This is a genomic window from Staphylococcus sp. GDX8P80P, from assembly GCF_017893095.1.
Lineage (GTDB): Bacteria > Bacillota > Bacilli > Staphylococcales > Staphylococcaceae > Staphylococcus > Staphylococcus borealis.
This window is the reverse complement of sequence record NZ_JAESMI010000085.1, coordinates 1-13,112: the sequence shown is the minus strand read 5'-3', so window position 1 is coordinate 13,112 and position 13,112 is coordinate 1. Positions and strand designations below refer to the sequence as shown.

Genomic DNA, 13,112 nt, shown 5'->3' with positions numbered 1-13,112 from the left:
TTGATATATCGACATTAAATTAATTTAAATATTTATTTTTCCTCTAATTTATGAAAATCTATTGACTTTTTAAAATCATAAGAAACATAAATTAATCCACTAAATATTTTTTATCTAGCGGGCTATATTAATCAGTATTTGTCGGGGTTTACTTTTTTTCGTTTTCTAATTAATATGGACAACCCTAATCCACCTAACAGGATTGGCGACAGTAATTGATTAATTTCTTTTCGACCAGAATACGGAAGTTCATGTAATTTTCTATATTCATCGTTCGTATAATTATAATATCTACTTTGTCTTGTGATATTTGTGTAACTTGTTAACAACTTAATCATAGTTGAGTACTTAGTGTTTTTAATTGATTGTTCTTTAATTATTCCGGAATGATAAACATTGCTATTAAATGATTGTTCTATATCATTTAATAGTTTTGTTTCATCTTTTTGAGTATTTTCAAATAGAGTACTGTCATTATTGATATCCTGATGCCGTGTAATATCTAAAGTATTTAATGATAAAATATTATCAATAATGAAAGTATTATGTGTTGTTTCTATACTATCTTCGTCATCTTCAATATTATTGTTCTCATTTCGATTATTATCATCGCTTGAATCTGGTACTTGATGTGTGTTCGAGTCTTCATTTTCATACGGGTTCTTGTTAGTTGCACTATCATCTTTAGACGCCCCGTTAGTATTTCCCGGGTTATCACTATCTTCTCCATCACCACTTTCTTGATCACCTGTTAAATCTTCTAATTCCCAGGCGGATGTTGTGCCAGATAACTCGAATGACGCAATCAACATTGGTTTACCGTTTGGACTGTCTTCAGCGCTTTCAAAAGTAATGCCCTCAGGTGAAATATCTTTATTATCTGGGTCATATAAATATTTCACAAAATACGGTTCATTAGGATTTGTAATATCATAAATCATAATGCCACCCACACGTTCTAGTCCGACAAAGGCATATGAATGACTACCAACTTTACCAACAACCACATTTTCAGCTTCTGAACCTTTATCATCACTACGATCATCCACCTTAATGTCATCAGCCGCTTCATAATTGGCATTAAATCGTTCAGGCAATATATCTAAAACGCGTTGCTCAATATCATTACCACTGTCATAGATCATTTCCAAATCAGAGGCTCTTAAGATAGAGAATGAACGACCACCATATGATACTAGCGCATTGTATTTCCCATTGGCATCTTTGAACGCATGTGACGTCGTGACTTTCAAACGACCCAATTGTTCGTCATCAAACAAGCCATTGTTCACCATTTCATCTAGTTCTGCTTGTGTGTAGCCTTGGTAATAACGTGCATCCAATTGAATATCATCTTTCAATTTCTTCACACGTTTTTCCTCAGAATAACCCTCATAATCTTGAGAATCACCTTCATTTGCGATCAATAAATAGGTTTCACCATTATAGTCATACGTATCGATACCGTCTGGCTGCAATAATCCTAACACAGGCACACGGCGCAATTCTGATTTACCATCTTCATCAGACGTATCCATCGCATTTTGGGCAAGTGAATGATCTTTATACGGTAACCCTTTCACTTGGACAATGTCTCCTTGCGCAATATCAATCTTCGCGATAGCACTCACTTCTTGTAACGTGACATAGGCATATTTACTTTGGCTATCAACCGCAATATATTCTGGTTCAATATTCAAATAGGCATCTTCCGCATTAGGTCCTAAAGCTCGAATACCTTTTTGATGTTCTTTCGTAAACATCGCTGTACGTACATTCTTGGCAGTTACATTTTCAGGACCATTCGTCACATCAATCACTGACACAGAACCTGGTGGGTTGACGGTGTAATCGTCGCTTGGTTCCCCTTCATTAGCGACCAATAAATATTTGCCATCTTTTGAAAAAGTGACCATATCCGGTAGACTACCGACCGTCACATTATTGATGTAATCACCATTTGAACCGTAGAATACAACATGCCCGGGCTTCGTCTTATCCACTGCTGGTGCTGACACAGCTACATACGCTCCACTCGGATGTACCGTCACACTCGTTAAGTCACCCGCTTCAATTCCATTATCTTGTAAGTAAATACGCTTCACGAGATTAATCTCGCCATCTTTTCCAGGGTGCTTCACGTCAATAATATCCAACGCTTCTTTATCACCATTTACCGAATACGCATAGCCATTCTTGGGATTGTATTTCACAATTTCGGTTCCACCCTTATCGAAATCCGCACCACTTGTATAACGTCCTGTATGCGTGATGTTCAATTGATCTTGACCAGTGCGAGACGCATTCTTTGTACGTTGTGCCGATGTCCATTCAGGTGTTGTAGAAAGGATTGCTTTCGGTTGTTGATCTTGCGCGTTCGCATCACGTTGTAACGCATTGAAGAGCACTTGCTTTTGTTGCGGAGACATATGCGTCAGTTGTGATTTAGGCACATCCGCAACTGTGACATCACGCTCTTCTGTAGCCGTTACTTTATTCATTTGCGTTTCTTTTGAAAAAGGGTGTACGTTCGTACGTGCTACATTTGAGTTTCGTACTTCTTCAGTTGATGTTACGGCATTTTGAGATACATCAGAATGTGCACTTTAGTTAGATTGTTGTGTCGTATTACGTTTTTCTGTTTGTCTGTTTTTAGTAGTTAGTTGTGTTGATTTTTTCGTTTCTTGTGTAGGTGCTTCTTGCGTGTTGTTTTGTGATGATGCTTTTTTAGTTTCGCGTTGCGGTTGTTCTTGAGTTTGTGATTGTTCTTTTTTAGGTTGAACTTCTGTAGTTGATGTCTCTTGTGTCGTTACTTCTTGTTTAGAAGTTTGTTTTTGCGTCTTTTCCTGTGTAGGTTGTTCAGTCGAAACTTTTTCTTGTTTCATTACATCATCAGATGCTTTACTTTGTTGTGATTTTGGTTCTTCTGTAGGTTGTTCTGATTTTTCATTACTTTGTACATCATTATGTATAACTTCGTTTGACTCTGTATTCCCTTCGTTTGATTGTGTTTTCTCAGTAGAAACGTCTTCGTTAGTCTTTGTCTCTTGTGTAGCTATCGTCTTGTTTTGTGGTTGTTCAACACGTTGCGTTGATGTTTCATGATTAGGTTGTTCTTCAGTTAATTGTGTTTGTTCCGTTGAAACCTTTTCAGGAGTGTTAGACTCATTACTTTCGGCAGCAGACGCTTGACCCCCACCTAAGAATAATAAACTCCCAACTAGAATAGATGCTGTTCCAATTGAATATTTACGAATCGAAAACGCCTCACGCTTATTCCCTAACTGCTTCTTATCCATAAAAAATCCCCCTGTAAGATAAAAGTGTATACACCACCATCTTACAAGAGGAATATTTATAGATTATTTGAAGTGAGTAAAGAAATGGTAAAAACAGTGTTTAACTATTTTAATATTTTTTTAATGTCTCGTTTCTCACTTATCCAGGGACGATATCTATGAATCATACGATGACAGTTAGGACATAACATAACGATGTCTTCTATTTTAGTTTTCTCGCCTTCTTTTAATTCATATACTGGTTTTAAATGATGGGCTTCAATAAACTCAACATCTTCTTCATCATGTTTATCTTTAAAATTAAAATTACAACCTTCACAATGTAAACTGACATGTTAATTAATAAATTGTTATTTTGCTTCTTGAATTAATTTAGGATTTCTTTCTCTTTTTAAGTGAATTTTCAATACTTGCTTACCTTCTTTAAATTCTTAAATACTAGGAGTTAAATTAACATTACTATTTTTATAATCTTCAATCATTCTTAACCCCCAATGTCCTTTACCCAAACCTGAAACAGCTTAAAAAACATCATATTTACTACATTTTACTTTTTAAATTTAACTGAATCACTTGAATTTCGTTCTAAAGTATCTCTAATAATAGCTCCTAAACCTTTAACTGTACTTAAATCTCTATCTCCATTTATTTTTATATCCTCATATAGTTCTTTATTTTTAGCACTTCTACCTAATCTTTGCATAGCCTCAATAACTTCTAATTTCCATATTTTTTCATATTTATCAATTCGCTCTCTTATATATTTTTTATATCTAAATAGCCCAATTAACTTCTCTTTTTTCATTTTTAACTAACGTTTTAATTTACTAGGCTTAGCATAATCTCTTATAATTTTATAATCATTAATCGATTTGACACTTTTAGAAAACTCTACAAAATCATCAATTTTCCAAGCATATATTTCTACATCATTTATCGCCCTAATTAATGGAGTTTGATTTCCTACTTCTGGATCTATTCTTGGCGCTAAAAATATAGCAAACCAATCATTAATTTTTTCTTTATCATCTATTTCATTAGATGCTAGTACATGTTTTCTTATTGAAGGTAGTTCATGTTCTACTTGAAAACTTCTTGAATTAGCTAAAGAAGGTTCAACTATAGCGTGAATCTTATCCTCAAGTACATCAATATCAGCACCAACATTGTTTTTATTACTTCCTGAAGCAGTATTAAAAGGTATACCTTGATCGTCTATTTTATAATTCGGTTTAACTTTCACATGTGGTAAGGCTTTTTTTAATATTACCGCTGACAAAAATTCTAGTCTAACTGTCTCTCTAATAAACTTAAGTAATTCATCCTTAGTACTGTTATTAGAATTAGAACAGTTTTTAATTTCTTTTTTCAAAAATTCCCAATCTTTTTTATTGGCCCAATCTACTAAAGTTTTTTCTTTAATGCTTATTTCGTGTTGAGTCTCTTCAATATTTGATTCAAATAGTAATTTTTCATCGACTTTACCCATATATTCAAAATAAATATCTCTATCATTTTGGAAATCAATATTTTCAGAGTATGTGTTAATTACATATTCTATTTTCTCTTTTTCTAAAGAGTTTATATCAATAAAATAACCGCCACCTCTAAGTGATATTAACCTAGTTAACCTTAATTTTCTAACTGTTTCATCAGGTGTTTCTACTAAAATTTTAACCTGTTTATAATCTTTACTTTTTTCTTCTAAAAATTCTTTCGAAGCAGGAATTATTAAATTATTATCTGACTTTTCATCTAGATGACTCATTGCATATTCATATAAAATTTCTTTTGAGACATTATAGCCAAATTTTTCTCTAAATTTATAAATTTTTTCAGCTAAACTTACGTAATCATTATTTGGCCAAGTAACTATAAACGGTAAATCTTTTCTAGATATACCAGGTTTTCCATACTTATCTTTAAGATATTTAATAACATTTAATACTAATACAAAAAAATTAATTTTTATTGTATTGCTTCTATAAGGGTTATTTATTTGATACTTGGCGAAAGCATTTAAAAATGCCGATTCTTCATAAGATTCTTCATAATCATCTCTAATTGGATAACCCTTATCATACTCTTTAATCATTAATTTGCCATTATCTGAAATTTTTATAGGTTCATTTTTTATAAATTCTACAAATCCTAATTCATTTAAAAAATTATAATACGTAAATAATCTAGACTCCCACCCTCCTTTCCAACCTGATTCTTTATGTTTAGTGGTTGTATTTTTTAATAAATATTCAATTTTTTCTTCTTTAATTATATTTTTGTCATCTTGTTCCCATTCTTTGTAATAATTTTCAACCTTACTAGCTGCTTCTTCTGATTGATCTTCAGCTTCAAATTAAAATTTTTTTGTATATGATTTTGTATAAGTTCCTAGTGTGCCTTTAGTAGGAGCTATTAGCTTTCTTTTTATTAAATCTACCATTATATCGATTATAGTTTGTTCATTTAATATCTTTCCCTCATACATCTGAAGGACACTTATAAATTGCGGTATTCTTCTTGGATTTCGAACAGTTGTATCAAAAGAAATAGGCTTTCTTCTCATTTTTTGTTTTCGCATATTACTCATCCCAAACCTTATTTTTCAAAAATTTGTAACGTATATTTCCCTACTATCTTTTTTTATAGAATTATCAAATCTAGATATATAGTTACTTTTCACTTCATATTCTTTATATTTCTTAGCCCAATTTAATAAAATTTCATTTTCTTTTCCTTTATGTTTCACCAAATTAGACAATCCCCATTTAATACCTTCTGCATTTAAGTTGTCTAATACTTTATATAATCTTTCTTCTTCCTTGACACCCCAATATTTATTATAATCACTTAAAGATATAAGGTAAGGAGGATCAAGATAAACAAAATCTTCATTTTCAAAATTTTTACTATTTAAAAATTCTTCAAAATCATAATTGTAATATGTGATTTTACTTTTTTTAACCCATTCTGAATAATTCTTAAGAGCAATAGTGACATTTTTATTCCAATCTACATTTCCCACTGGTAAATTAAAGTTGCCACTTTTATTAAATCTAATCATATGATTAAAACCATACACAAGCAATAAATATAATAAATGTGTATTCAAATTATTATTGTAATCATTTCTTAATTCTATATATGCATTTTTATTATATATAGAGTAATAAGTTTTTTTATATATTTTTTTTAGATTTTCAATTTCCTCATTTTTATATATTTCTGAATGACTCAAACCATATTTATTTATAAGCCCATACATTTCTTTTATAAAAGCCTCTATATTCTCCGAATTATTATAAAGTAATAAATGTAAATCAATTATATTATTATCTAAATCATTCAAATGATAAAAATTTGCATCAGTATTGATTGAGGCGCTTCCGCCCCCTGCAAAAACATCGTAAAAATTATTTATATTTTCGGGAAATAATTTTTTTAATTGTGGCATTAGCTTATATTTATCTCCAACATAAAATAAAGGGCTTCTTATCTTAATCAAATTTCCCCACCTCTGTAATAAATAAAAATTCCTTATGATTAGCAAACTGTGTTTTTCCAGAATTAAAATATTTATATTCTTTTTCAAATTGTTTAGTTTTTCCTCGCTCCTTAAGAACATCAATTATCTGATTATGAGTAATTTTATTTCTCGAACTGGAACTTTTAGATTCATAAGTGTTATTGTAAATTACTACTATATATCGAGAATCCAAATTACTTATTAAATCTGAAAATGCCTCTACTGCTTTTGACTTACTATATTCACTCATATTCTCAACTGGAGGTTTCATAGCTACTCCTGTTAATTTGGGTTTATTCCATTTCGCCAGTCCTTCAAGTACATGATAAAATCTTGAGTATTGGCGTGAATTATACGGTGGATCAATAAATACCACGTCTGTAGTAATATTTTTCACTAATTCATTTGCGTCTTTTCTATAAATATTTATATTTGTATCATAAATTTTTATAGGGTTTATTAATTCAAATTTGAATTTATCTACTAATTCTACATTCTTTCGATAGGCATCATAGTGCCCTACAGTATTAGAACATTTATCTGCTGAATATATTAACGATGCTACTAATATCGCATATTCTTTATTATTCAAATCATCTTTTTTTTCAATTCGCTCTCGAATTTCTCCTATTTTACGTGCATCATTAAAACTAAAAAACTTCCCTCCGTAATTATCTTTAAAATAAGTATCATCGTAATAAGTAATAAAAGATTCATTAAATTCCGTGGCTATTTTTTTTAATTTTTCTCCGTCATAATTATCTGGACTAAAAAACCCTTTATAAATTATTTCATTTGAATAGAGAAAATCATTTAAAGTTATACTATCAAAATCATTTAATAAAGCTCTCGAAACTGCTCCTGTCCCAGCAAATACATCTAAAAAATTTTTCCCTTTAGTTTCTTTAAGTATTATTTCTCTTATCCAATGCATCAATTTAGTTTTATTACCAATATATCTTCTGTTTTCTAGATTATATCTTCCAATATTATTATCTTTATGTTGTTTTTCTAAAATCTCAAGTTCATTTATAACTTCTTTTCTATCTTTATTTACTGTTTTAGCAATTAAATTTATATTTTCAATACTCATCTCTTCAAAGCTTTTGTTATTCAAAGTTCTAATTTGATTTATACTTTTTTTAGAAATCTTTTCGAAGTGAGACTTTGTGATATTATTAATCTTCAAATAATCTAATAATAAATTCATATTTCCACCTTTTTTATCCATCGTTTTATTTAAATTATACATTATCCGATGGAAGAAATGTATACTTAATTTCACTTAAATTTATAAAATACATAAGCAAATATTTATTACTTTATTCAAAAAGCTTTTTTCATAAAAAGAGAGCTGTTCCCGTCGCTTTTTCAGTATTTCTCGTTTCACTATTTTCAAAGCGCTGAGCATATCTGCTTTAACAATTTTATGTGCCATTATAAGCATAATGTTTAAGTAAAATATGAATGTTAATACAGTTCCAATAGAGTAGTATATCTGTCATAGCGTTGTTTGGTGCTAAGGTATTTATATAAGTAATAACAACCTATGAAATCTATTAAGTTACTTATAATAGCAATTAATATTTTTTTACTTTAGATGTATATTACAGTTTTTTAAAGAAAACTAAGTCTATCAACGTTGAGTATTCTCATGAATGTTCTCTGACGTTAATGTTAGTCAAAATAAATATTTCAACCCACGAACTCCTTAATATTCAATCAGAAATTGAATAAGTGCACAAAACAAGCCAAATGAACACAAGATAGGGTTCATTTGGCTTCTTGTATAAGAATCAACTCATCAATTCAAATATAAAATTAGCTACGTATGTTTCTAAAAATGCTGCGATGATGATTAATGGTAATGCGATCAATACATAGGATTTGATTACGTTGATTAAGTTAACTTTTATCGCGTAGTTTTCTTTTTTATTTTTCCTGAAGAGATTGGTAAAACGGCGTGTGATGGCTTTGTTCAACATATACAATGCACTTGCTAAAATGCAAAAGCCCATGACTTCAAATGTATAATGTGGAATAAATGCAATACATCCTATCAAGCCTTTATGTAAATCAAAACTCAGAACAAAACCAAACATTATGCCAGGCATAAGAATGGTAACCACTAAATTGATCAAATAAAGATAAGGTATAGGTAGTAAGGCTAGAATAAACATTTGTAGTGGGACTCTGAAACCGTTATTAACGATATACTTCCAAACTTTTTCGAGTCCTTTCGTGTTGCCAATTTTTTCACTCGCATTTCCCATATTTTTTAGTTCATTCAATGACGGATGTACAAAGTAACAGAATATCGTGGTAATGATTAAACAAATGGTAGCAACTATGAATATTTTTATAGCACGTTTAATAATGTCCAAATCAAATGATTTAAGCATAAGCAACCTCTCTTTCATCTCTTATACTAACAAATATGACATGAGCCTGGGACATAAATAATATGATGATGCTATTTTGCAAATTCGCAGTAGCTGACTGAACTGAAAAGGCGCTTAAATCAGGCTTTTTTCAGTTCTAGTCATCCTTGCGAAGGTGGGACGACGAATTTAAAAAGAATTCTGTCCCACTCCCCCTTTAACTATTTCTAGCAAAGGAGTCAAGATATATTGATTAGTCTTGTTTAAAGAATTATTCCACTATTGTTTTAGAAGCTGTGCCTTTTTCAAAGGTACAGAAACGATTGTAAAAGGCTTGATATTTGTCACTAAATGTTTCTTGTACATTATCAATATTTTTGATTGCTTCGATTAAGCCATCATTTGTTTTAATTAATGGCCCTGGTGCTTCATTTTCAAAATCGAAATAAAAGCCTCGTAATTTATTCTTATAAAAATCTAAATCATAGGTAAAGAATAATAATGGTTTCTTCGTATTTGCAAAGTCAAACATGACTGAAGAATAGTCTGTGATGCATATATCTGTAATTAAATACAGATCACTGATTTCTGGGTATTTTGTACCATCAACGACAAATTCTTTTAACGATTCACTTAATTTCAGCGCATTACTAATAATAATATGCGGACGTAAAATTAAAATATATTCATCTCCAATACTTTCCTTCAATTTTTGTAAGTCAAGTTTTAGATTGATGATATGTTTTTTAGCTTTATTAATTTCATCATCTCTAAAAGTAGGCGCGTATAAAATAATTTTTTTATTACCTTCAATACCTAGTTTTTGTTTGATTAATTTTTTCTTCTCATTTATGGCTTCGTTTTCAGTATTATAAAAAACATCATTTCTTGGATATCCCACCTCAAGAATTTCTTTGTGGAAATCGAATGCTGATTTAAAACATTTGCTCGCATAAGGACTTGGCGAAATTAAATAGTCCCAGTGTTTAATGGCCTGATTCACTCTATTTTTACAATTTTAATCTCGTCCTTGGAAGGTTTCAACATCATTCAACATTTTCTTCAATGGTGTGCCATGCCAAGTTTGTATATAAATCGTATCTTTATGTTTATTAACATAATGTGGGAAGTTTTGATTGTTTACCCAATATTTTGCTCTAGATAAGTAATAGAAATATTCAGGAGACAAGCGCTTAACTGTTTTCACATTTGGATCATTGAATGGATAGAGTGTATTAGTAGCACAAACGATTTGATATTTTTTATTATATTTTTTAATTCATCATATATAAATTTCGGATTATCACTCACTAATTTTCCTACATTACTTTCAAACACAATTAAATCTTCTTTTACAGGTAACAAGCGTGTTAATCCAGTATTAAATGCATCCATTACTTTAAAATATTTTTTATTCTTTTTAAAACGTTTAAGCGCATGTTGTGAAAGAATGTCATACTTCATTTTACTTTTCACTTTACTAGTCTCTTTAAAGCTAGTAATGGCATCAAATATGCGTTCACAATTGTTTTGATCTTTATGCGCAATAAATTGATCAATACGTTTCTTTAATGATGCATCGATAACAAATTGTTTCTCCTGTAAATAATCGAGTTCTCTTTCTAATTTATCTTGAGAATTGACAATGATGCCTGGTAATTCTTTTTCGATATCAATGTGAGACGCTTCTTTTCCTAAAAATTCATTTCTATCAAATTGATAATAGATGGCTGGTTTATTTAAGAAACTAAAATCAAAACCAACACTTGAATAATCCGTAATCATTAATTTGCTTTCTTTTATTAATTTCTGAACATCTGTGTCTCCTTGCTTAATACGCGCAACATAGTCTAGAACATCAAAATAATCAATAAAAGGTTGCATATTAGGATGTAAACAAAAAATAATGTTAGTCCCTTTGTTAGCTAATTCTTTTAATTTCTGACTGTGAAGCAAATCGTTCATTCGTTTTAAATATCCCGATGTTTGTAATCGATCAATACTTGTTAACCAGTCTCTCCATGTTGGAATAATTAAGATTTGATTTTCAACTTCTACATTAGGATTAAACAATTCATCAAATCTTGCTAGTCCTGTAACAGCAACTTGATTACTGAAGAAATTCAAATCTCTTACAACGATTTCCTTTTCTCTATTAGAACTCGTGATAAATAAATCAAAATTAAAATCTTTTAATTGGTTTCCGTTAATGTTGCTTAAATTCTTTGTACCTAGAACCCTATGCTGTAAAAATACTTTAATGGCTTTTATTTTACGTGTATAAATGTCACTCGTTGTAGGATAGATTAATTCTGGATGATGCGTAGTACAGATGTAATCTGCTTTAAGCATAATTTTAAAATGTTCTGCTGAATTATAGAATATGACATTTCCAAAAGGCAAAACATTTTTAGCTTCATTAGAGTCTTTCTCAATAATATAATACACAGGTTTATCTGGATGGTGCGTTCTCATATATTTAAAGAAGTGATATCCATTGTCCTGTGCTTTATAAGATTTTTCACCAATGACCCACACTTTTTGTTTTTCTTTTTTCAAAAAGTTAGGACGCTTTGGTCTTTTTAACTCATCCACATAGGTTAAATAACTATTGATATCATATGTATTAATTCTAAAAGATAAATTACGGCCTTTCATAGTGAAATAAGGCGTAAGTGACACTATATTACCGTTGAACTCAGTGATGATTTCCCCTTTTAATAGCTTTTCCGCCAATATTCTAGGATTTCCAATTTTTATTCTTAGATGCTCCGATGATTCTTTTACTTTTATACTTAAGTAAATATCTATGATATCCTCACTTTTATATTCATACTTCATGAAGTCTATCAAATCTTTGTAGATATCTACCGAAAAATTATAAGTAGATGTATTATTCGTTTGATTAATTTTTTCAAGATGAATATTTGCGAATTTTTCTCTATCAGTCAATCTTGTTTTTATTAATAGTTGCACATTTTCAAGTGTCGAATTAAGTATTGCAAACTGGCCTTTTATGAACGCTTCACTATTGTTTATTTTCATATTATCAATGTGTCTTCTTGAAAAATATGTTTTATTTAAATCCAACGTTTCCAATGATAAATGTAAATAACCATTTCGAGTGATATAAGGTTGTATTTTAATGTCCTCATTAGCATCAACTAACACTTCATTCAAGCCTAAAACTTCAGACTGGTTATTCGTAACTTTCAAGTTACGTTGCGTTGTTAAAATCGGCGTTGATTCTTCTACGATGATGTATACTTTTTTATTTTCATATTGAATAAACTTCTCAGCAACTTCATTTAAATCTATTTCAAAATGTAAATCTTCATTAGCACTTTCTAAAGTGAGTGAATCAAATTATATGGCAATTATAGATGACTTTAATCGAACGCCACTCATAACATATGGAATGTTTATAAAAGATAAAACTAAAAAATATAAAAGTAACATCTTTAATACTCAAAATTGGGACTATGACGAATTCATTTGTCCGAATAATAAATGGCTAGGTTTTAAAAGATATGCCTATCGTCATGATAAGTATGGTTATAAGCGAGACTTCAAATTATATGAATGTGATGATTGTTCAGAATGTCCTCTGAAAAATCAATGTATGAACTTCAATTCAAAAACAAACAAAAAAATAATGAAGAATTATAACTGGGAATATTTTAAATCCCAAATTAACAAAAAGCTTTCAGAACCAGAAACAAAAAATATCTACAGTCAAAGAAAAATTGATGTGGAACCTGTTTTTGGATTTATGAAGGCTATTTTGGGTTTCACTCGGATGTCTGTCCGAGGACTCAATAAAGTCAAAAGAGAACTTGGTTTTGTATTAATGGCACTTAATATAAGAAAAGTAGTAGCTCAACGAGCTGAAAATAATCAAAAAAT

The 13,112-nt window shown here is 30.1% G+C and carries 8 protein-coding genes and 3 pseudogenes; 1 reads left to right on the top strand and 10 read right to left on the bottom strand.

Annotation, left to right across the window (positions count from 1 at the left end):
* Positions 1-131: 131 nt before the first annotated feature.
* The 10 genes and pseudogenes from KA858_RS08290 to KA858_RS13100 form a co-directional block, all read right to left on the bottom strand.
* Entirely contained in the window at positions 132-2,501 is a 2,370-nt protein-coding gene (locus KA858_RS08290; RefSeq protein WP_245342066.1) for a choice-of-anchor I family protein, read from the bottom strand.
* Between the two features lie 105 nt (positions 2,502-2,606).
* Positions 2,607-3,299 carry a YSIRK-type signal peptide-containing protein gene (locus KA858_RS12875; RefSeq protein WP_245342065.1) on the bottom strand — a complete coding sequence of 231 codons (693 nt, stop codon included), beginning with the start codon at positions 3,297-3,299 and terminating at the stop codon, positions 2,607-2,609.
* 104 nt (positions 3,300-3,403) lie between these two features.
* Positions 3,404-3,607, bottom strand: a pseudogene (locus KA858_RS12870) (HNH endonuclease); the annotation flags it as partial.
* A 239-nt stretch (positions 3,608-3,846) separates the two neighbouring features.
* Positions 3,847-4,104, bottom strand: a complete 258-nt coding sequence (locus KA858_RS08280) for a hypothetical protein (protein WP_210135411.1) — start codon at positions 4,102-4,104, stop codon at positions 3,847-3,849.
* A gap of 6 nt (positions 4,105-4,110) precedes the next feature.
* A complete protein-coding gene (locus KA858_RS08275) occupies positions 4,111-5,394 on the bottom strand; it encodes an AlwI family type II restriction endonuclease (RefSeq protein WP_210135410.1) in 1,284 nt (427 codons plus the stop codon).
* Positions 5,395-5,655: 261 nt separating this feature from the next.
* The gene (locus tag KA858_RS08270) at positions 5,656-5,880 is read right to left on the bottom strand and encodes a hypothetical protein (protein ID WP_210135409.1); all 225 of its coding nucleotides are present in this window, start codon (positions 5,878-5,880) and stop codon (positions 5,656-5,658) included.
* A 24-nt stretch (positions 5,881-5,904) separates the two neighbouring features.
* Positions 5,905-6,804: a DNA adenine methylase gene (locus KA858_RS08265; protein ID WP_245342064.1), complete on the bottom strand. Its 900-nt coding sequence runs from the start codon at positions 6,802-6,804 to the stop codon at positions 5,905-5,907.
* Positions 6,797-8,035: a DNA adenine methylase gene (locus KA858_RS12865; RefSeq protein WP_245342063.1), complete on the bottom strand. Its 1,239-nt coding sequence runs from the start codon at positions 8,033-8,035 to the stop codon at positions 6,797-6,799. Before KA858_RS12865 ends, KA858_RS08265 begins: the two co-directional genes overlap by 8 nt.
* A 586-nt stretch (positions 8,036-8,621) precedes the next feature.
* Positions 8,622-9,227 (bottom strand): stage II sporulation protein M, encoded by a 606-nt coding sequence (locus tag KA858_RS08260; protein WP_210135407.1) that lies wholly within the window; start codon positions 9,225-9,227, stop codon positions 8,622-8,624.
* A gap of 250 nt (positions 9,228-9,477) precedes the next feature.
* Positions 9,478-12,572: pseudogene (locus KA858_RS13100) on the bottom strand (CDP-glycerol glycerophosphotransferase family protein); the annotation flags it as partial.
* On the opposite strand from KA858_RS13100, the pseudogene KA858_RS08250 reads away from it, so the two are divergent.
* Positions 12,562-13,112, top strand: a pseudogene (locus tag KA858_RS08250) (transposase); the annotation flags it as partial. The pseudogenes KA858_RS13100 and KA858_RS08250 overlap by 11 nt on opposite strands.

Excerpts from the sequence above, each read along its gene's own strand:
- KA858_RS12865 (WP_245342063.1), bottom strand. The coding sequence starts at position 8,035 with ATGAATTTATTATTAGATTATTTGAAGATTAATAATATCACAAAGTCT.
- KA858_RS12875 (WP_245342065.1), bottom strand. The coding sequence starts at position 3,299 with ATGGATAAGAAGCAGTTAGGGAATAAGCGTGAGGCGTTTTCGATTCGT.
- KA858_RS08280 (WP_210135411.1), bottom strand. The coding sequence starts at position 4,104 with ATGAAAAAAGAGAAGTTAATTGGGCTATTTAGATATAAAAAATATATA.
- KA858_RS08260 (WP_210135407.1), bottom strand. The coding sequence starts at position 9,227 with ATGCTTAAATCATTTGATTTGGACATTATTAAACGTGCTATAAAAATA.
- KA858_RS08275 (WP_210135410.1), bottom strand. The coding sequence starts at position 5,394 with ATGATTAAAGAGTATGATAAGGGTTATCCAATTAGAGATGATTATGAA.
- KA858_RS08290 (WP_245342066.1), bottom strand. The coding sequence starts at position 2,501 with ATGAATAAAGTAACGGCTACAGAAGAGCGTGATGTCACAGTTGCGGAT.
- KA858_RS08270 (WP_210135409.1), bottom strand. The coding sequence starts at position 5,880 with ATGCGAAAACAAAAAATGAGAAGAAAGCCTATTTCTTTTGATACAACT.